General features: G+C 31.0%; 17 protein-coding genes. 10 read left to right on the forward strand and 7 right to left on the reverse strand.

Annotation, left to right across the window (positions count from 1 at the left end; translation table 11 throughout):
* Window positions 1-53: 53 nt before the first annotated feature.
* The gene (locus ACH2CG_RS16470; RefSeq protein WP_395067193.1) at window positions 54-518 is read left to right on the forward strand and encodes a thioredoxin family protein; all 465 of its coding nucleotides are present in this window, start codon (window positions 54-56) and stop codon (window positions 516-518) included.
* Window positions 519-702: 184 nt separating this feature from the next.
* Here the strand turns inward: ACH2CG_RS16470 and ACH2CG_RS16475 are convergent, their stop codons facing one another.
* The 7 genes from ACH2CG_RS16475 to ACH2CG_RS16505 all read right to left on the reverse strand — a co-directional run bounded on the left by ACH2CG_RS16475 (window position 703) and on the right by ACH2CG_RS16505 (window position 10004).
* Entirely contained in the window at window positions 703-3363 is a 2661-nt protein-coding gene (locus ACH2CG_RS16475) for a carboxypeptidase-like regulatory domain-containing protein (protein WP_395067195.1), read from the reverse strand.
* Window positions 3364-3371: 8 nt separating this feature from the next.
* Window positions 3372-4115, reverse strand: a complete 744-nt coding sequence (locus ACH2CG_RS16480) for a GLPGLI family protein (RefSeq protein ID WP_395067197.1) — start codon at window positions 4113-4115, stop codon at window positions 3372-3374.
* 57 nt (window positions 4116-4172) lie between these two features.
* On the reverse strand, window positions 4173-4559 hold the full coding sequence (locus tag ACH2CG_RS16485; RefSeq protein ID WP_395067199.1) for a hypothetical protein: 387 nt from the start codon (window positions 4557-4559) through the stop codon (window positions 4173-4175).
* A 361-nt stretch (window positions 4560-4920) separates the two neighbouring features.
* Window positions 4921-5520: a hypothetical protein gene (locus ACH2CG_RS16490; RefSeq protein ID WP_395067201.1), complete on the reverse strand. Its 600-nt coding sequence runs from the start codon at window positions 5518-5520 to the stop codon at window positions 4921-4923.
* Between the two features lie 218 nt (window positions 5521-5738).
* Window positions 5739-6791: a tyrosine-type recombinase/integrase gene (locus ACH2CG_RS16495; protein WP_395067203.1), complete on the reverse strand. Its 1053-nt coding sequence runs from the start codon at window positions 6789-6791 to the stop codon at window positions 5739-5741.
* 113 nt (window positions 6792-6904) lie between these two features.
* Window positions 6905-7285 carry a RidA family protein gene (locus tag ACH2CG_RS16500; protein ID WP_395067204.1) on the reverse strand — a complete coding sequence of 127 codons (381 nt, stop codon included), beginning with the start codon at window positions 7283-7285 and terminating at the stop codon, window positions 6905-6907.
* A 67-nt stretch (window positions 7286-7352) separates the two neighbouring features.
* Window positions 7353-10004 (reverse strand): putative LPS assembly protein LptD, encoded by a 2652-nt coding sequence (locus tag ACH2CG_RS16505; protein ID WP_395067206.1) that lies wholly within the window; start codon window positions 10002-10004, stop codon window positions 7353-7355.
* A gap of 130 nt (window positions 10005-10134) precedes the next feature.
* On the opposite strand from ACH2CG_RS16505, the gene ACH2CG_RS16510 reads away from it, so the two are divergent.
* From ACH2CG_RS16510 to ACH2CG_RS16550, 9 genes are all read left to right on the forward strand, one after another.
* Window positions 10135-11280: an N-acetylmuramoyl-L-alanine amidase gene (locus ACH2CG_RS16510; RefSeq protein WP_395067208.1), complete on the forward strand. Its 1146-nt coding sequence runs from the start codon at window positions 10135-10137 to the stop codon at window positions 11278-11280.
* Window positions 11281-11306: 26 nt separating this feature from the next.
* Window positions 11307-12479: an N-acetylmuramoyl-L-alanine amidase gene (locus ACH2CG_RS16515; RefSeq protein ID WP_395067210.1), complete on the forward strand. Its 1173-nt coding sequence runs from the start codon at window positions 11307-11309 to the stop codon at window positions 12477-12479.
* 33 nt (window positions 12480-12512) lie between these two features.
* Window positions 12513-13469, forward strand: a complete 957-nt coding sequence (locus tag ACH2CG_RS16520; RefSeq protein WP_395067212.1) for an MlaD family protein — start codon at window positions 12513-12515, stop codon at window positions 13467-13469.
* 39 nt (window positions 13470-13508) lie between these two features.
* Complete coding sequence (locus tag ACH2CG_RS16525) at window positions 13509-14834, forward strand: 4Fe-4S dicluster domain-containing protein (RefSeq protein WP_395067214.1); 1326 nt, start codon at window positions 13509-13511, stop codon at window positions 14832-14834.
* A 142-nt stretch (window positions 14835-14976) separates the two neighbouring features.
* Entirely contained in the window at window positions 14977-15423 is a 447-nt protein-coding gene (locus ACH2CG_RS16530; protein WP_395067216.1) for a phosphoheptose isomerase, read from the forward strand.
* A gap of 78 nt (window positions 15424-15501) precedes the next feature.
* Window positions 15502-16293: a (Fe-S)-binding protein gene (locus ACH2CG_RS16535; RefSeq protein WP_395067218.1), complete on the forward strand. Its 792-nt coding sequence runs from the start codon at window positions 15502-15504 to the stop codon at window positions 16291-16293.
* 11 nt (window positions 16294-16304) lie between these two features.
* Window positions 16305-17075 (forward strand): phosphatase PAP2 family protein, encoded by a 771-nt coding sequence (locus ACH2CG_RS16540; RefSeq protein WP_395067220.1) that lies wholly within the window; start codon window positions 16305-16307, stop codon window positions 17073-17075.
* Between the two features lie 9 nt (window positions 17076-17084).
* A complete protein-coding gene (locus ACH2CG_RS16545) occupies window positions 17085-17567 on the forward strand; it encodes an ABC transporter ATPase (protein WP_395067222.1) in 483 nt (160 codons plus the stop codon).
* A 15-nt stretch (window positions 17568-17582) separates the two neighbouring features.
* Window positions 17583-20582 carry a glycoside hydrolase family 3 N-terminal domain-containing protein gene (locus ACH2CG_RS16550; protein ID WP_395067224.1) on the forward strand — a complete coding sequence of 1000 codons (3000 nt, stop codon included), beginning with the start codon at window positions 17583-17585 and terminating at the stop codon, window positions 20580-20582.
* The last annotated feature ends 253 nt before the right edge of the window (window positions 20583-20835 follow it).

Here is a 20835-nt window from a genome sequence, read left to right on the forward strand (position 1 = left end):
GCTCAAAATCAAGGTATTCGTGGTTTTTTCGGTTTAAGATATACACTTAAGTAATGAAAATTTTTATTTGTTTAGTTAGTTTTTTTTGGGCGATTCCGCCAGGTTTTGCCCAAATTAATTTGTCGCAGTTTGAACAAATTGATAGTTTGCAGAATACGGAAAAACGCAATGTTATTGTTTTTATTCATACCGATTGGTGCAAATATTGTAAAGCTATGAAAGACAAAACTTTTAAAAATAAAGAGATAATAAAGGCAATAAATGAAAATTTTTATTTTGTAGACTTCAATGCCGAAGAAAAGAGAAAAATAATATTTAATAATTCGACTTTTAATTTTAAACCAAATGGAAGTGATTCGGGAATTCAAGAACTAGCAATTGAATTGGGTACAATTAATGGAACTATTTCTTACCCGATATTTTGTGTTTTGAATTACAAAAATGAAATTATATTTCAAAACAATAGTTTTTTAAATTCTAAAGATTTGCTGTTAATTTTAGAGAAATTAAAAGTTTAGTTTTTGTTCAACGTTTCGTGTCGCTCTAGGGTATCAGTTAACGTTTGGCCGCTTGGCGATGTGGCGGATTAAGGAAGCCTAGACTTGCGGTTAATGACTGAACTTTCAGACACAAAACCAACTTTAAATTAAACCTAGACCCGCCATATTGCCAAACGGCGGTTGCAAGAAGCCTTTTGCTCTTTTAAAACCTATATTCCATTTTCAAAAGCACATATCGTGGCATTAATCTGTATTCGGTTTGTGAAATATTGATGTCTGAAATGCTGTAATTTGAGAAAGTCTCTGTGTTAAAAAGATTATTACCTGACAAGATAAAAGTGAGTTTGTTTTCTTTAACTACATAACGGCTTTCTATATCTAAAAAATAATATTTGTTGTTTTGGTTATCTAAATTACCAAAATAGTAACGTTCTGATTGCAATTGAATGTTAAATTTATCACTAAACATAAAAGATAAATCTAAAAACGTCATATTGTTTGTGAAATTGTTTTTTATGGTAGTTTCAACTTGATTATAATTCCATTTTGAACCAATATGATAATTGAAAAACCCTCTAAAACCCGAACGCAACTCAAAACCATAATTGGCATTTAAGTTTTTAACTTCTCGTAAGTTTGAATTGTTTACAATGTTTTTAAAATTGGTTTTGGTTGCTCCTAAAATTATTTTTAAATTAGATTTGATAGGTTTAAAATATCGGTCAATACTTGATGAAATAGATAAAAATTCACGGTCTTTGATGATGATTTTCTCTGATTGTGAAAAGTTTTGAGCAATGATAGAATTAGTGCTAAAAAAATCATTGTTTTTGGAGTACAAAATAAAAGTACTCAAAAAAAACTTATCGCCCCAACTGCCATAAGTATAGTTTAAAATAGCACTTGATGAATTGAGTTGGTTAAATTCTTCTAAACCTTTTGAGAATGAGTTAAAACCTGTTTGAACAAAACCAGTATAGACATCTAAAACCCCTGCATTTGTAGTGTTGTAAGAATATGAAGTAAAGATTTTATTTTTATCATTAATTTTCCAATCCAAACCTATTTTTGGTATCACAAAAAACGGATTTTGATTAGATTTGACATTGAAATTTTCTAGTTGATTGAATAATTGATGCGCATCTGCTTGTGTTAACAGCATAAAATTCTTTAGTTTAGTGCGATATTTAGCAGACAAATATAAATCGTTTGTGGTATAAATTAATTGGTTTTGATAACCATTTGGAAAAGTGAGATTGTTTTCATTTTGCAAGAGTTCAAATCGAGTATTTAATTCATCTATTCGTAATTGATTACCTATTTTTAGTTCTAATAAATCGCCGTTTTTCTTTTTGTCTAATAAATGAGCCTCAATACCTACAAATTTCATTTTATTTTCGCTGGATTGTTTGGTATTATTGGCATTTTCTGTAAACAAATCATTAAAAATAAATTGATTTACAGAATAATTTTGCGGTGTTTTTTCGTTTATATAACGGCTTGAGAGTAAAAAAACTTTGTTGTCTTTGAACTTGTTAGTATAAACTACTTTTTGGTCAAAGAGTTGGTTGTTTGCATTTAATCGTTCGTTTAATAAATCGTTATTGAATAACAGATCACTTTTGTTTTTTTCATTAGTTTTATTGAATTTTCCGGTGTATTCCAGTGTTTTAGTTTTTGCAATATCATAGCTTAAATCTATTTTTCCAAAACCTATGAGTTGATTTTTTCTTCCTTTAAAATCTTCTGTATTTGTAAATGAAGTAGTTCCAACACTAAAAGTTTCCAAACTATTTCTAAAGAAATCGATTTCATCTGTGTTTAAAAATCCTAATGTTTTAAGTTTAACTTTATCAGAAAGAGTAAATATACTATTTAAGGATAGCATTTCTGCATTGTTGAGATTTGTTCTTTTTTGTTTTAGATTGGGCGTATCAAAGCCAAAACCTAATAATGAATTTACACTTTGGTCATCGCCAATACTACCTACTTCATCAAAACGATAGGGTCTTATTAAATGGTTAATATCTCCTATCGCATCGTAACCAATATTATTGAGATTGGTTAAAAAATAATATTTATTTTTCTTACCAAAGTTCATCAAATTACTTTTCAATTCGTAACGATTTTCTGAAACTATACCGTAACCTACTTGCATATTACCAAACCAAACCCGCTTGGCATCTTCTTTTAGGGTTAAATTTAAAGCTACTTTATTACTGTTTTCAATACCTTTTAAATGTTTGTTGTTCGAGTAGTGTTGGTACAATTCTACTTTATCAATTGGATTACTTGGCATATTTTTGGTTAGGATTTTATATCCTTTTTCAAACATATCATCGCCATCAATCATTATTTTTTCTACTTCTTGATTGCCGACTTTTATTGTACCGTTTTCATCAATATTTAATCCAGGTATTTTTTTTAACAAATCTTCAACTACTTGTTCGTTGCCTTGCTTAAAAGAATCTGCATTAAAAATAATAGTATCATTTTTTATTGTAATCGGTTTTTTTGATTCAATTATTATTTCTTTAAGTTCTGTAACTTTTGGATTTAAGATAAAACCTATTGCTTTTATCTCATTTTTGTTTTCAAAAGTTAAAACTATACTTTTTTGTTCATAACCCATAGAAGAAGCAATTAATTCAAATACTCCCTGTTTATCTGTTTTTAATTCATATTTCCCTGATTCATCAACATAGGAATAAGTTAAAATTTTACCAGTATTATCTTTTAAAATAACACTGGCAGAGATTATTGGATGTTGGTCTTCATCCTTTACTACTCCTTTAATAATATTTTGAGAGTAAGAAGTGCAAAAAGAAAAAAACAACAAAAATATCGCACAGAATTTAAACATTTTTTTATTTAATTTATAATTTCTATACCATCAACCTTTCCAAATTTGACATTAATTTTTGAATCTCGGTTGCCCATTGCCTTCAGTCTTTCCTCAAATTCTTTTAATTTTTTTTCCATTAAAATATCATAATCTAATCTTGATATTATAGTAAAAGGGTAATCTTCGTGGCATCTGCTATTTTCTGTCTTTTTTATTTCTATAGCTTCAAAAAACACTTCATTTTTTTCATCTTGTGCAATTATTATCAAACCGGGTAAGCCGTTTAGTTTCCATGGACCAAAAATTGTTGGAAACTCAATTGTAAACCAGGCTTCATATCTACGACCTTTATAAAAGGTAGTTGCTTTTTGACATAAATAATTATTAATAGTTTTCGTTTCTGTATATATTTCCCATTTTGGAAAAACAAACGTATCTTCTACTAAATAAGCTTTTTTTAGGTATTTTATTTCACTAATGCGTTTCTCTTTTATATCATTTAATACAGCTTGTTGTCTTTTTTCTGGAATTGAGATATTAAAATTTCCATTTTCATCTTGAGTATCTATTGAAGCCGTATCCTTTAAAGATAGCCTGTATTCAAAACATGATTTTAGTTCAGAAAATGATAGTTTAGCGTCATAATTTTTAACTCCATCAAATAATGTTGTCATTTTATATTCTACTTGGTAATTACTTTGTGAATAACTTATATTAATTAAAAATAATAAAGCAATAAAATTATATTTATATGTGAATACGTCTTTCATTTTTTTTAAATTTAAGAAAGAAGAAGCCATTTTATGGCTTCTTCAGTTTCGAGTTATTTAAAACATATCGGCAATTAATGCTTTTGCTTTGGAAATTTCATTTCTAATACCACTTCTAGCAATATTACCAGCTTCTGCGCATGTTGCTGCTGTTCCAGAACTAGATACTGTAGTAGAAACACCCATGAAAGTAAAAGTAACGGAATATTCAATAGTGCATTCAGAGAATTGTTCTGAATTAATAACTTGTAATGGTAAATTATCTAATAATTTGTTAAATTCAGTTTCACTTAAATTTGATAAATTACCTAAATCTAATGAAATTTTCAGCTTATTTATACAATTTTCAATTGTACCATTTTTCTGTTTATCAACAGATTGAGTATTTGCAAAAGCAAACGTACCGATTAGCATAAATGCTAAAGAAAAAAATAAATTCTTCATACTATATATAGTATTATGCTTGAATCTTTGCAAGAGCTTCTGGCTCATCAATGGCAGTCAAAGATTTTCTGCTGTTGTTTTTCCAATATGGAATTTCTGCCCGCTACAAGTCTTTTATTTTCTTTCGTTGGGTGTTATTTCGCTTCTGTAATAAGCCATCTCGTAGGCTGAACGTTGAAATTTTACACGAACGTCGGTCATAAGGTTTCTTGCAACGTGTCGCGGCTTCATGGCAGTTGCGAGCTTCGTAACCGATTACTTTCCGCTAAGATAATATTTCTAGCGAAAGAAAAACGTCCGGCTTGCAAAAAACTCGCAATTGCATGAAACCGCTGTTAGCCGTTCGGTTTTCTTTTTTCTTTTAAATTTTCACTTGGCTCCAATTTTCGCCACTTTTTATTCTTCTGATTTGCATTTCACTGACGCCAAATTGTTTTGCAATCATTTTTAATCTCGTTCTTTGTTCTGGTTTTGCTAAAAGTTTTTTGATTAGCATAACTTTTGTTACTGTTAATTTTCTTCCATTAGATTTCAAATTGTGTTCTAACAAATTTTTCTTCGCTTGAATAACAAATGGACTTTTTCGACCAAATTCAAGCATTTCTTCTCTTGTTGCCCATTTTAGATTTCTGAAATCGTCATTATCACGTTTTCTATCTAAATGCAAAACGTAAGTTTGTTCTTCGGAAGTTTTATGTATGAAATATTCCGCAATAAGCTTTGAGATAAATATACTTTTATTAGTTATCTTTCCGTTGTTAAAGATTTTATAATTGAATGTTTTGTAGCTGTCAGAAGTTCCGCCTTTCAATTCTCTGCCGAACTTCATGTCGTTTTTAAAGCTAATTAATCTTCCTTTATTTGAAATTGCATAACGTAATTTTAGTTTATCTTCAATTACTATTTCCCTAAATTCTTCGTTTGGATAAACTCTGATTGGTTTCATTTCTTCAAGTTTCATAAAAGAATATGTTTTTTTTTGTTTTTTTCTTTGATTACGTCCTATTTTCCGTGCGTTGCGCCAAACTGACGGCTAACTCATTAATATACGCAACCAAATAAATCGCAAATATATAAGTAGTTTGTTTTTAGTTTATTAGCAATAACAATTTAAAAAAACGCATAGCGTATTTTAAAGTATTGCTCTTCTTTCTTTTTCAAAGATATAAAAATAGTTTATTATAAACTGTCTAGTGGACTTATTATTTTTCTAATACTTTTATCGCTAACATGCGTGTACAATAATGTTGTTTTAATATCTTTATGACCCAAAAGCTCTTGTATAAACCTAATATCTGTGCCTTGCTCTAGTAAATGGGTTGCAAAACTATGTCGCAAACTATGAATGCCCAAATTTTTATTTATTTTAGACCGTTCTAATGCAATTTTAAATACTTGTTGGGCACTTCTACAACTGTATTTTCCTCCATATTGTCCTTCAAATAAATAGTGTTTGGGTTTGTATTCAATATAATAGGCGCGAAGTTGGGCAAGGATTGTTTCGGGTAAATTTGCATAGCGGTCTTTTTTTCCTTTTGCTCTTTCTATAAATACTTGCATGTTTTTACTGTCTATATCCGAAATTTTTAAATTTATTATTTCAGATACGCGAAGTCCCAATCCGTAACAAAGTTTTAGCATTGTATTGTGTTTTAAGTTAGTTGTAACGTCCAACAATTTTTTAACATCCGATTTTGCAAATACTTTGGGTAGTTGTAGTGCTTTTTTGGGTCTTGGTATTTCTATAAAAAAGTCGATCATGAAGCGTACTTTTTCAAAATAATATTTTATTGCATTGATGCGGCTGTGAACTGTTGATTCTGAAATTTTTTGCTCACAAATGCAGTGAAGAAGGTATTTTTTTACATCTTCTGTAGTACATAAAGTTACATTTGTATTTTCTAAATATTGAAGAAAAATTGCAAATTCGTATTTGTAAGTTTTTAGGGTTGAAGCGCTATATCCTTTTAGTATTATTTGCTCAATATATTTGTTTAATTGAAGCTGATTTTCGTCAGAAATTTTGCTGTAAATCAATCTGTTTTTATCGTGGTCAACTTTAAAACGGATTATGTTTTCGGGAGTGATTGGTACATGCCAAACTTTGAGCGTTTGACTCCACCGCGATCCTTCTAGTTTTTTTATTCTATTAATTAAATCTTGACTTTTATCAAAATATACAGCAATACGTTCTTCTCCTTTATGATTGATATGTTTGGCGCTCCAATTCATGTACTATAATTTTTGATACACAAATATAAAAAAAAATCCTTAAAAGTTTTAACTTATAAGGATTGAATAATAATTTGAAAAGTATTTTTTATTTGTAAATCAAATGCTTACCTTTATTTTATTGCAGTCATAGAAATTTCAACATTTACGCCTTTAGGTAATCCTGCAACTTGAACAGTTTCTCTTGCCGGAGCAGTTTTCTCGTTAAAATAGCTTCCGTAAACGCTATTTATTTTGGCAAAATCATTCATATCCATAATAAAAATAGTTGTTTTTACTACGTTTTCAAATGTCATTTGGGCAGCTTCAAGAACAGCTTTCATGTTTTCCATTACTTGTTTGGTTTCGGTTTCAATATCGGTTAGTACCAATTCCATTGTTTCTGGATTTAAGGCAATTTGTCCCGATGTATAAAGTGTATTTCCCACTAAAACGGCTTGATTATAAGGTCCAATAGGAGCAGGAGCTTTCTCTGTAAAAATTATCTTTTTCATGATCTAATTTATTTTTTGTACTCTAAATTATATTTTCTAGGTTTTAAATTCTTTTTTCTTAAAAAAATTATCTCAAAGTTCTATCTCGTTGCGTTTGCTTGTCCCATTTAATATCGCTAAGAACTCCGGCTTTTATACCTATAAAAAATCCCCAGTAAGCATTCTGACCAAATGGCGACCAATTAAAACTCATGTTCCAACTCATTAAATCTCTGTTTAAACGAATTTGTGTAAATGTTACACCTTTATTGGTAAAATCGTAACCTGTAGAAACGCCAATTTTCCATTTCGGAGTCAAATCAGTGTTGGCAGAAACCATTAAAGAATTGCTTGAAATTTTTCTCTCGTTCAATGCATTAGAGTACGTTATAGAATAGGCCAAATTTATATCCCAAGGAATATCGGCATTATAAAATCCGCTAAAGGTGTCTTCTTCATCCTCTTTGCTAACCAAATCATCATTTTGATTAGGATTATTGATTTCATTATTAGATCCAAATAAATCGTCCGATCGTCCGCCATTCTTAGCACCTTGAACATTTTTTTTAGTTTTATCTTCTTTAGTTGCACTAGTAATTGTGTAACCCATAGTTAAGTTGGCACTTACCATTCTAAAAGGATTGGCAATGATATTATCGTTGGTGTCACGCAATGCATACGGACTTAAAATAGAACCAAAATTAACATTCATTTTTTGATTAAACAATAATGTTCCGCCAGAAATACCTATGTTAGACCATCTTTCGTTTTCTATATCGTAGTTAGAATTTAAATTTAAATTATTTAGCAACATTATTTTCTTAGGAGCAGTAGCCGTTGAGTCTGAATCTCTAATTTTTGCTTCAAATGTATTACTTAAATTAAATCCTAAAGCATGCGCTATTCCATTTCCTGGAGTGCTTAAACTACCTTCAAATCTAGTATAAGAGTCATATCCCGACGCTGTTTCATATTGTTCATAATATTTAGAAAAACTTGGTGCATAAGAATAAGATATGCTAGGGCGCATTACATGACGAATGGATTGAATTTTTCCTGTTTCTTTAAAGTTGAAAGTACCATAAATAGTAGTTCCAATGCTGTTAGAGAAATTGTATGTTCTAAAAGAATCGAACCCATTTACTCGTGTACTAACGACTTGGTTGGTGACATAATCGGAAGATTTTTTTATGGTTTGTAAAGTCCAAACTTCATTATAATTTACAGATGATGTTGAGCTAAAATATTTAAATATCTTAAAATTTGTACTAAGCGGAATTGTATGTTGAAAACCTGTTCTAGCAGTAGAAAACATCTCCTTTTTAAAGAAAAATTCATCGGTAGTTTCAATTTGATTTTCGCCTCTAAGGTTGTATTGCAAATTTATGTTCTTGATGAAACCTTTCTTTATTCCATCCTTTGGCGCAAATGGAAATACTCTATCAACACTAGCTTGAAGCGTTGGCAAAGTCATGTTTATTTTTTTTGTTTGAGTATTTTGAGAGTGTGTTGCCGTAAGCGACATGTTTACTTGCGGTACTGTATTGAATGTTTTAGAATAAGAAACAGACGAACTCAAAGTATTGTTGAGCGTTGATCCAATATTGATTTGATTGATAGATTGCTGAAAATATTTACTACTTCCTAAATTGACAGAAGCCGAAAATCTAGAATTCGGATTAGACTTAGTATCTTTAGAATGTGACCATTGAATGTTATAAATTTTACTTTTGGCATAATCGGGATAACCACGTTCGCTAGAAATTAAGTTTTCAAACCGTATGTTTACATTTCCGCTGTATTTATATTTATTGGCATAACTTGATTCAAACCTCATGGCATAACTTCCGTTGGTGTAATAATCGCCAAGAACTGCCAAATCATATTTCTCGCTCAAGGCAAAATAATAGCCTCCGTTTTGTAGTGCATAACCACGATCATTATTTTGTCCGAAACTTGGCGGAATTATTCCCGAATGACTCTTTACTGTAATAGGAAAAAATGCAAATGGTAAAGCTATTGGCGTAGGAACATCGGCTATGTATAAATTAGTCAATCCAACTACAACTTTTTTGCCTGGAACTAGTTTAGCACGTCTGGCTAAAAAATAATATTCTGGATCATCAAGATCTTTAGCAGTAGTAATTCGCGCACCTTTCATGAAATAAACAGAATCATTCTCTTTTTTTACAACTTCTGTTTTAATATTCATTTCTTGTTGCGAAGTTCTAGAATTCCAAATAATAGCTTTTTTAGTTTTGTAATTAAAACGAATAGAATCGGGTTCAATAACATTAGAACCTTGTTTAAAAACTGGTAATTGGGTATAATTTCCTGCCGAATCTTTTAGTCTGCCTGCATAAACTTCGTTCTTTTGATAGTCAAAAACGATAATTCCTGCTTTCAATTCATAGTCAAGATAGTTCAATTCGCCACCATCATACAACGTAATAAGCTTTTTTTTCTGATCAAATTTAGCATACTTTTTAGCTCTGTATTTTACTTTTCCTTCTAATGCCGATTTGAATTTTTTGATACTATCTACTTTTAAAGTATCAATTTTCTTTACAATTGGTGGTTGTTCATTAGCCTGTTTTATAGAAGCAGTTTCTGCTTTACTTGCCTGATTTTTAGACTTAAATGATTTGTTGGGTTTGGGTAATTCTTGAGCAAGTAGAAGTGAACTTCCTATTGTTAGGAAATATACTGATAAAACGATATAAAATAAGTTTGTACGCAAAGGTTTAAATGCTATTTTTGTAAAAATATGGCTTGATTTTTGTTTATCAAATCATAGTTTTAATTTTGGTCAAAAATAAGTAAATATTAGTTTTATAAGACATAGCTTTAATTAAAATTAACTTTTAAAGATGAAATTCAATTACAAAATCCTTTTTTTTGCTCTATTAGTAACTGCATTTACTTGTGAATCAGTATTTTCGCAAGGAAATCAAAAGTTTACAATTATTTTAGATGCAGGACATGGAGGTAAAGATCCAGGCAATTCTTATCACGGTTATAGTGAAAAAGAAATTGCACTAAAAACAACACTAAAAGTTGGAGAATTTCTAGAAAAAGAAAAAGATTTTAAAGTTATTTATACAAGAAAAAAAGATGTTTTTATTGAGTTGGTAAACCGTCCAAAGATTGCTAACAAGGCCAATGCCAATTTGTTTGTTTCTATACATTGCAACTCGGTTAAAAATTTTGAGCCATCAGGAACAGAAACATTTGTAATGGGTTTATCAAGAAGTAATATGAATCTTGAAGTTGCTAAGAATGAAAATTCAGTAATTTTATTGGAAGACAATTACAAAGAAAATTACCAAGGATTTGATCCCAAAAAACCAGAATCTTTGTTGGGATTAACAATAATTCAGGAAGAAAATTTAAAAAACAGTATTATCTTAGCAACAGAAATTCAGAATAATTTTACTAGTAATCTAGACCGAAAAACTCGTGGTGTAAAGCAGCAACCACTATGGGTTTTAGACGCAGCCTACATGCCAAGTGTATTGATAGAATTGGGGTTTTTGTCAAATGTAGAAGAAGGCGCTTTTTTAAATTCTGAGGAAGGTCAGACAAAAATGGCAAAACAAATTGCTCAAGCCATAGTAAATTATAAAAAAGAATATTTTGGAGAGCAATTTATAAAACAAGTGCAGCTTCCAATAAAAAACAAAACAGAAGATACTATTGAAAAACCAATCAAGAAAATTGAAAAAAAAGATATAATTTTGTCTAAAGATGAAAAACAAACAATTGGCTTAATTGAAGACGTATATAGAGTTCAGCTTTGTGCAAGTTCTAAGAAAATAGCTGTTAACCCCAGTAATTTTAAAGGTCTAAAAAATGTTTCTGTAGAAAAAAGTAGTTCGGTTTACAAGTATTTTTATGGTAAAACATCTAGCATAGAAGCAGCAAGAAAATTGCAACAAGAAGCAAAGAAAAAAGGATATGCTTCAGCGTTTATTGTCTTAGTTAAAGAAGATAAAAGCATATTTGTAAAAGAGTAATAACAGGTATTGACACACATTATATTTTGAAAATTATACAACATAAAAAAATAGTACTAAAAGCATTAATCACAATTATGATTTTTGTTTGTAATGCTTCATTCTCACAAGGTAAAAACTTTATAGTTACACTTGATGCGGGTCATGGCGATCACGATTTTGGCGCAGTTTATAACGGACACATCGAAAAAAACATCAATTTGGCCATCGCATTAAAAGTAGGTAAGATATTAGAACGCAATTCTAGCATTGATGTAATTTATACTAGAAAAACCGACGTATTTATTGATTTAATTGAAAGAGCAAACATTGCCAATAGAGCCGATGCCAATATATTTGTATCTATTCATTGTAATGCCAATAAAAATACAGTTGCCGACGGAACAGAAACTTATGTAATGGGTATGTCTAAAAATGCCTCCAATCTTGAAGCTGCTAAACGTGAAAACTCGGTAATTTCTCTTGAAAAAGATTACAAACAAAAATACCAAGGATTTGATCCTAACAAGCCTGAAACGATGCTTGGAATGACAATTATGCAAGAAGAATTTATTGAAAACAGTATCATGCTTGCAGGAAAAATTCAAGACAGATTTGTTCAAGATTTAGGTAAAAAAAGTAGAGGCGGAGGTGTTAAACAAGCACCATACATGGTCTTGCACAAAGCCTACATGCCAAGAGTTTTAATAGAAACTGGATTTATTTCTAATACAATAGAAGGTGAAAGATTAGATTCGGAAGAAGGACAACAAGACATTGCAGACGCTATTGCCAAAGCAATTATTAGTTATAAAAAAGAATTTTTTGATGGTGACGAAGTTGAACAATCAGCAGAAAAACCCTCTCAAAGAGTAGAGGAAAAACCAATTAAACAAACTGTTCAGCCAAGTAAAGTTGATAGTGTAGCTAAGAAGTTTGAAATTAAAGAAGTGCCAAAACCAGCAGCAAACGGAATCATTTATAAAATTCAAATTTCTGCTAGTTCAACCAATTTAGAATTAATTCCAAGTAATTTTAATGGTTTAAAAAACATCACAAGTTCACATGCTACAATCTATAAATATATGTATGGAGAAACGTCTAATTATGATCAAGCAAAGCAATTATTGCAAGAAGCAAAGTCAAAAGGATATGATTCGGCATTTATTATCGCTTTTAAAGATGGGAAAAGCATCGATATTAAAGACGTTATAAAATAATATACTATTTTTGCATAAAAAAAAACTACTATTTTGAAATTATCAAGAGAAATTAAAACCGCTATATTAGTAATTGCATCCATCCTTTTGTTCATTTGGGGTTACAGTTATTTAAAAGGAAGAGACTTATTTGTAAATTATAAAAACCTATACGTAGAGTATGAAAACGTAGAAGGATTGACCGTTTCGGCACCAGTAACTATCAATGGTTTGGTTGTTGGTAAAGTAACAAAAATCACAATAAACAACGAAACGACTAAAATAAAAGTTGAATTGCAAATCAATTCTGATTTTCCTATAAAGAAAACTAGTATTGCCGAAATTTATGCTCCAAGTCCTATTGGAGGAAAACAAATTGCCATTCTTCCTGCAAAAAATGGTGCAGATGCTGTTGATGGTGATGTGTTAACTTCATCAAGTAAATTGGGATTAACCGATGAATTGGCCAAACAAATTGAACCTCTAAAAGATAAAATTACAAAACTGTTGGATAATGCCAATGTAATGTTAGAAAATATAAATCAGGTTTTAGATGCTAAATCTAAAGAAAATCTTAGAGCTAGTCTTGCTAATCTAAATGAAACTTTAGTACAATTTAAAGGCGCTTCGAAAGAAGTAAACTCAATGTTGGCCGATAATAAATCTAAAATTAGCGGAACAATGAATAATGTAGAAAAAGCTTCGGCTAACTTTGCTAAAGTTTCTGATTCACTTGCTAAAGCCAATATTGGTCAAACGGTAAAAAATCTTGAAAAAACATTATCTAGTGTAGATAAAATGATGGCCGATATGCAAGCCGGAAAAGGAACAATGGGTAAACTTATGAAAGATGATGCTTTGTACACCAATTTCAATAAAACATCCAAAGAACTAGAATTGCTGTTGCAAGATTTAAGATTAAATCCTACACGCTATGTAAATGTTTCTCTTTTTGGCAAGAAAAATAAACCTTATGCAGCACCAGCTGTTGTTGATACAATAAAAAAATAATTAGATTACCATAAAACTATAACCAATAACTCTAACGAGATGAGCTATTTAGATAATATATTTTTCGCAATTTTACTTGCAATTGGAATTGGATATTTTACTATTAATGTAAAAAAGATACTCCGTAATATTAAGTTAGGAAAAGACGTAAATCGTTTCGACAATTCTAGCGAACGATGGAAAAATATGGCTATAATTGCTTTAGGACAATCTAAAATGGTTAAAAAACCTATAATGGGTTTTCTTCATATTATCGTTTATGTTGGTTTTATAGTTATCAATTTAGAAGTTTTAGAAATAATAATTGACGGAATTTTTGGCACACATCGGATTTTTTCATTCCTAGGAAGTTTTTATAGTTTCTTGATTGGAACATTTGAAATTCTTGCATTATTAGTATTAGTTTCAGTAATTATTTTCTGGGCTAGAAGAAATATTATTAAATTAAAACGTTTTGTAAGTTCCGATTTGAAAGGATGGCCAAAATCGGATGCCAACTATATACTATATTTTGAAGTAGTTTTAATGTCGTTATTCTTGTTGATGAACGCTGCCGATTTTTGGTTGCAACAAGCAGGCGTTTCTCATTATACTCAGGCTGGAGCTTTTCCTGTTAGTCATTTTTTATCGCCTATTTTTAACGGAATGTCAGAAAGTGCTGTCATGATGTTAGAAAGAACATTTTGGTGGCTTCATATTTCCGGAATATTAGTATTCTTGAACTACTTGTATTATTCAAAACATTTACACATTTTACTAGCGTTTCCTAATACCTATTTTGCCGATTTAAATCCTAAAGGACAATTTGATAATCTAGAAAGCGTTACTAATGAAGTGAAACTTATGATGGATCCAAATGCCGATCCGTTTGCCGCTCAACCAGTTGATGAAAATGCTGTTCCAAGTAAGTTTGGTGCCTCCGATGTTCAAGATTTAAATTGGGTACAATTACTAAACGCCTACACTTGTACCGAATGTGGACGTTGTACTTCTGCTTGTCCTGCTAATCAAACAGGAAAAAAATTGTCACCACGCAAAATCATGATGGACACACGTGATCGATTGGAAGAAGTAGGAAGAAATATTGATAAAAATAAAGGAGTTTTTATTCCTGATAATATTTCGTTGCTAAACAATTATATTACCACAGAAGAGTTGTGGGCATGTACATCGTGCAACGCTTGTGTAGAAGAATGTCCAGTAAATATTAGTCCGTTGTCAATAATTATGGACATGCGCCGTTTCTTGGTTATGGAGCAAAGTGCTGCGCCACAGTCGTTAAACGCAATGATGACCAATATTGAAAATAATGGAGCACCATGGCAATACAACCAGCAAGACCGATTGAATTGGAAAAATGAATAACGCTAGAGACAAATTTTATTGTCTAGAAAAGAATAGTTTAAATTGCAATTTATTGCAAATAAAAATAAAAAACAAGTTTCTATAATGTGAGGTTAGAATTTTGTTTAATGAAAATGAAAATAAATTTTAAAAAATTAAAAAAATGAAAGCAGAAGACATTGAAAAAAACCTCCAAACATTAACAGAAAATGGAGAATTAATTAGTCCGATTTTAGCAAACGGAATTAAAAATTATCTAATTGATATAGATGGAACCATTTGTGACGACATTCCAAATGAGCAACCAGAACGAATGCTTACCGCAGAATTATATCCAGATGCGTTAGTTACATTAAATAAATGGTATGATGAAGGTCATGTAATTTTCTTTTTTACATCAAGAACAGAAGCGCACAGAGAAGTTACAGAAGCTTGGTTAAAATTACACGGATTTAAATACCACGGAATGGTAATGGGAAAACCACGTGGTGGAAATTACCATTGGATTGATAATCACTTGGTAAAGGCAACTCGTTACCGAGGAAAATTTACCGATTTAATAGAAAAAGAAGTAACCATCGAAGTATTTGATGATGGTCAACACGAATAATGTTTGATATTAGATTTTAACTGTTTTGAAGTAGTTCATTATAGTTAAAATCTAAAATTTATAATCTAAAATTTAGTTATGTCAGAAGTATTGAACGTGCCAACAATGGCAGAAATGTTAGCTCAAGGCAAGCAACCAGAAGTATTATTTTGGGTAGGATGTGCCGGAAGTTTTGATGATAGAGCAAAGAAAATTACCAAAGCATTTGTAAAGATTTTAAATCGTGCCAATGTAGCATTTGCTGTTCTCGGAACCGAAGAAAGTTGTACTGGTGATCCTGCAAAGAGAGCCGGAAACGAATTTCTATTTCAAATGCAAGCCATGATGAACATTGAAGTTCTAAATGCTTACGAAGCTAAGAAAATTGTAACTGCTTGTCCGCACTGTTTCAATACGCTAAAAAATGAATATCCAGAATTAGGTGGTAAATATGAAGTTGTACATCACACCGAATTTTTAAAATCACTTTTAGATGCTGGTAGATTGACCATTGAAGGCGGACAATTTAAAGGAAAAAGAATTACTTTTCATGATCCTTGTTATTTAGGAAGAGCCAACAATATCTATGAAGCACCAAGAGAATTAATTCGAAAATTGGATGCCGAATTGGTAGAAATGAAACGTTCTAAAGCTAACGGATTATGCTGTGGCGCTGGCGGAGCTCAAATGTTTAAAGATGCCGAACCCGGAACTAAAGAAATTAATGTAGAAAGAACAGAAGATGCTCTAGAAACTAAACCAGAAATTATTGCTGCAGGATGTCCTTTTTGCAATACAATGATGACTGATGGTGTTAAAAATAAAGAAAGAGAAGCCGATGTTAAAGTAATGGATATTGCCGAACTAATTGCAAACGCTCAAGATTTATAAATAAATAGGCAATGCATAAAATAATAGTTTTATTATTTTTTCTTACAATTAGTTACTTTTCAATAGCTCAAAATGCATCGGATAGAATTGTAAAAGACTCAATTAAAGTTGATTACAACAAACAATTAAAGTTTAATTACAAGCAATTAATTATTCCGACCGTTTTTGTAAGTTATGGTGTAATTGCTCTTGAGAGTGATCAATTAAAACTATTTAATTCAGAAATAAAAGAGGAAGTAAACGAGCATATAGATCAGAAAATTACTATTGATGACTTTTCACAATATACGCCTGCAATTGCGGCTATAAGTATGGAAGCATTAGGAGTTAAAGGAAAAAATTCATTAAAAGATAAAGCTATAATCTTATCAACTTCCTACATTATAATGGGTTTGACTGTAAAAAGTTTAAAAACAGCAACTCACGAACAACGTCCAGATGGTTCAGATTTTTATTCATTTCCTTCAGGGCATACTGCTACAGCTTTTATGGGTGCCGAATTGTTATATCAAGAATACAAAGATGTTTCTATTTGGTACGGAATTTCAGGCTATTTAGTTGCGGCAGGAACAGGAGCTTTTAGAATTTATAATGATAGACATTGGTTGAATGATGTTGTTGCTGGTGCAGGAATTGGAATTTTAAGCACAAAAGCAGCCTATTGGTTATTTCCAACAATAAATAAATTATTTACAAACAACAAATCAACTACCAAGAAATCAGCTTTTATCCCTTTTTATAACGGAAAAACAGTCGGTTTTGGATTAGTTGCTACTTTTTAATAAAAAATTATGTACATACCATTTGAAAATTTACCAGAAGAATCTAAAATTTGGATCTACCAATCCAGCAGAAAATTTTCAGAGGAAGAAATTGCTGATATAGAAAAAGATTTAATTGAATTTCAAACCAATTGGAGTGCGCACGGAACAGCATTAGAATCTTCATTTTTAGTTAAATACAATCGTTTTATTGTCATTGCTGTAAATCAAGAAGTGCAACCTGCAACTGGATGTTCTATTGATAAATCGGTTGAGTTTATTCAAAATTTAGAACAAAAATACAGCGTTGATTTATTAGACAAGATGAATGTAGCCTTTAAACAAGGTGAATTTGTTACCTACAAAACATTAATCGATTTTAAAAAACTTGCAAAAGAAAAAGCAGTTTCAGAAAACACAATAGTTTTCAATAATCTCGTTAATACCATAGAAGAATTTAACGAAGGTTGGGAAATTCCTGCCAGCGAAAGTTGGCACAGTCGTTTCTTTTAATTTGGAATACCATTCATGAAAAAAATAATCAAATTAGTTTTCTTACTTATCATTTTAACTTTTGTTACCAATTGTGGATCTTCAAAAGTTGTTGCGCCTGTGGGCAAAATTCTTAAACCAGAATTAAATTTAGACGACGAAGTCTATGTTTCGGTATCTAAATCTAATCGTAAAAACTTTTTTAAAGATAGTCCCGAAGAAACTAAATGGGTTGATAGCATATACAATCAATTTACGTTTGAAGAAAAAGTGGGACAATTATTTATGATTGCCGCATATTCTAATAAAGATTCGGTACACACCAATGCTGTCGAAAAATTAATTACACAAAACAAAGTTGGCGGATTAATTTTCTTTCAAGGCGGACCAATGCGTCAGGCCAATTTAACCAATCGTTTTCAAGCCAAATCTAAAGTGCCTTTATTTATTGGAATAGATGCCGAATGGGGTTTGAGTATGCGACTAGATTCTACTTACAAATATCCTTGGAATACTACACTTGGAGCCATAAAAGATTTACGACTTATTGAAAAAGTTGGAGCGAATATGGCGCAAGAAACAAAACGAATTGGCGCACAATTTAACTTTGTTCCAGTTTTAGACATTAATACCAATCCTAAAAATCCAATTATTGGTCACCGCTCTTTTGGTGAAGATAAAATGAATGTAACCGAACACGCAATTGCTTTAATGAAAGGCGTTCAAGGACAAGGCATTTTTTGTACAGGCAAGCATTTTCCTGGTCATGGTGACACCGCTTTAGACTCACATTATGCTTTGCCATTAGTTAGTTTTTCTAAGGATAGACTTGAAAAAGTAGAACTTTATCCCTACAAGAGGATGTTTGATGAAGGTCTTGTTTCTGTAATGGTTGCCCATTTAAATGTACCAAGTCTAGAACCTAAAGAAAACTTTCCAACATCGGTTTCTTATAATGTTGTAACCGATTTGCTTCAAGGAGAATTAGGATTTGATGGATTGATTTTTACCGATGCGCTAAATATGAAGGCAGCAAGTAAATTTATGAAACCTGGTGATATTGATTTAGAAGCCTTTATGGCCGGAAATGATATTTTACTTTTTCCTGAAAATGTACCGTTAGCAATTCTCAAAATAACAGAAGCTTTTAATAACGGATTGATTACTGACGAACGTTTGGCAAAATCGGTCAAAAAAATATTGCATTATAAATTCAAAGCAGGTTTAAATAAGTACCAACCCATTGATACTAAAAACTTAGCTAACGATTTAAATGGAACCTTTAAAGACGCTCTGCAATACCAACTTTACGAGCATGCAACGACGGTTTTAAAAAATGAAAATTCAATTTTGCCAATTAAAAACTTAGATCAAAAAATTGCTTATGTAAAATTAGGTGACGATACCAATTCTTCTTTTGTTGCAACATTAAAAAAATATACCGAAGTAACAGAAGTTTCAGACACCAATATTGATTCTTTAAATGTAAAATTAAAAAATTACAATACGGTTATTGTAGGATTTCATAAATCGGATAGAGCTTGGAAGAAGCATGATTTTACAGAAACCGAATTACTTTGGTTGCAAGAAATAGCCAAAAAAAATGTGGTTATTTTAGATGCTTTCACAAAACCTTATTCCCTTTCTCCAATAACAAGTTTTACTGATATTGAAGGTGTAATTATGTCGTATCAAAATGGCGATATTGCACAAGAAGTATCGGCAGAATTAATCTTTGGCGCCATAGAATCGCAAGGAAAACTTCCGGTTTCAATTAATGAAGAATTTAAAGATGGGTTTGGATTAACAACAACAAAGTTAAACAGATTAGGTTTTACTGCTCCAGAAAATGTTGGTATGAGTCCAAAAGTTTTATCTAAAATTGATGCGCTTGCTAAAAAAGCAATTGATGGAAAAATGACGCCTGGTGTTCAAGTTCTTGTTGCTAGAAGAGGAAAAGTTATCTTTCAAAAATCGTATGGATATCATACTTATGATAATCAAATGAAAGTTCAAAATTCTGATATTTATGATGTTGCATCGGTTACTAAAATGGTTTCAACTTTACCAAATGTAATGCAACAATATGATAAAGGAAAAGTAACTTTAGATTCTAAACTAGGTGAGATGCTTCCGTTTTTTAACGGAACCAATAAACAGGATATTACTTTTAAAGATTTGCTTTCACATTATGCGCGACTACAAGCATGGATTCCTTTTTACAAATCTACTTTGGATGCCGAGAAGTGTCCTTCAGATAAATATTATAGTTTGTACAGTAAACAAGGATTTACAAATCAAGTTTGTGAGAATTTATACATTCGAAATGATTATCAAGACAGCATCATGAAGCAAATTGCCGATAGTAAACTTCTTGACAAAAAAGAATATAAGTACAGTGATTTTACCTTCATAATTTTAAAAGAATATCTTGAAAAAGCAACAGGAAAAACTATTGATGAGTTGAGTACAATTAATTTTTACAAGACTTTAGGAATGAACAATACAATGTACAATCCTTTACGAAAATTTGATGTTTCTGTAATTCCACCATCGGAAAACGATACTTATTTTAGAAACACAACCGTTCAAGGTTATGTTCACGATATGGCTGCAGCAATGCAAGGAGGCGTTGCTGGTCATGCAGGAATTTTTTCTAATACTATGGATATTGCCAAGATGATGCAAATGTATCTTCAAAAAGGAAATTATGGCGAACACCAATATTTTTCACCAAGCACATTTGACACGTTTAATACCTGTTATTTTTGTGCAGAAGGCAACAGAAGAGGATTAGGATTTGACAAACCACAATTAGGAAAAGAAGGACCAACATGTGGTTGCGTTTCTATGTCAAGTTTTGGTCACACTGGTTTTACGGGTACAATGGCTTGGGCTGATCCAGAAACAGAAATTGTATATGTATTTTTATCCAATAGAACTTATCCCGGAAATACAGAGGTTAACAAACTCTCTAAAGAAAACATTCGGGAAGACATTCAAAAAGTAATTCAAGAAGCAATTTTAGATAAATAGTTCTAATTATTAGATTTAGTATAAAATAGAAAAACCACAAATGTTGTGGTTTTTCTATTTTTAAGACATTATAGTGCTAATTGTTATCGACTTTAGAAATAGAAAGAACTGTTAAATAGTAAAACAAATTTAAAATTTCAGTATCTTCGTAGTTCAAAAAATAAACAATGAAAATAGCAATAGTTTGTTATCCAACCTTTGGAGGAAGTGGAGTAGTAGCTACCGAATTGGGACTAGAATTAGCGCATCGCGG

The organism is Flavobacterium sp., from assembly GCF_043778725.1.
Lineage (GTDB): Bacteria > Bacteroidota > Bacteroidia > Flavobacteriales > Flavobacteriaceae > Flavobacterium.

Excerpts from the sequence above, each read along its gene's own strand:
- ACH2CG_RS16470 (WP_395067193.1), top strand. The coding sequence starts at position 54 with ATGAAAATTTTTATTTGTTTAGTTAGTTTTTTTTGGGCGATTCCGCCA.
- ACH2CG_RS16475 (WP_395067195.1), bottom strand. The coding sequence starts at position 3,363 with ATGTTTAAATTCTGTGCGATATTTTTGTTGTTTTTTTCTTTTTGCACT.
- ACH2CG_RS16480 (WP_395067197.1), bottom strand. The coding sequence starts at position 4,115 with ATGAAAGACGTATTCACATATAAATATAATTTTATTGCTTTATTATTT.
- ACH2CG_RS16485 (WP_395067199.1), bottom strand. The coding sequence starts at position 4,559 with ATGAAGAATTTATTTTTTTCTTTAGCATTTATGCTAATCGGTACGTTT.
- ACH2CG_RS16490 (WP_395067201.1), bottom strand. The coding sequence starts at position 5,520 with ATGAAACTTGAAGAAATGAAACCAATCAGAGTTTATCCAAACGAAGAA.
- ACH2CG_RS16495 (WP_395067203.1), bottom strand. The coding sequence starts at position 6,791 with ATGAATTGGAGCGCCAAACATATCAATCATAAAGGAGAAGAACGTATT.
- ACH2CG_RS16500 (WP_395067204.1), bottom strand. The coding sequence starts at position 7,285 with ATGAAAAAGATAATTTTTACAGAGAAAGCTCCTGCTCCTATTGGACCT.
- ACH2CG_RS16510 (WP_395067208.1), top strand. The coding sequence starts at position 10,135 with ATGAAATTCAATTACAAAATCCTTTTTTTTGCTCTATTAGTAACTGCA.
- ACH2CG_RS16525 (WP_395067214.1), top strand. The coding sequence starts at position 13,509 with ATGAGCTATTTAGATAATATATTTTTCGCAATTTTACTTGCAATTGGA.
- ACH2CG_RS16530 (WP_395067216.1), top strand. The coding sequence starts at position 14,977 with ATGAAAGCAGAAGACATTGAAAAAAACCTCCAAACATTAACAGAAAAT.
- ACH2CG_RS16535 (WP_395067218.1), top strand. The coding sequence starts at position 15,502 with ATGTCAGAAGTATTGAACGTGCCAACAATGGCAGAAATGTTAGCTCAA.
- ACH2CG_RS16540 (WP_395067220.1), top strand. The coding sequence starts at position 16,305 with ATGCATAAAATAATAGTTTTATTATTTTTTCTTACAATTAGTTACTTT.
- ACH2CG_RS16545 (WP_395067222.1), top strand. The coding sequence starts at position 17,085 with ATGTACATACCATTTGAAAATTTACCAGAAGAATCTAAAATTTGGATC.
- ACH2CG_RS16550 (WP_395067224.1), top strand. The coding sequence starts at position 17,583 with ATGAAAAAAATAATCAAATTAGTTTTCTTACTTATCATTTTAACTTTT.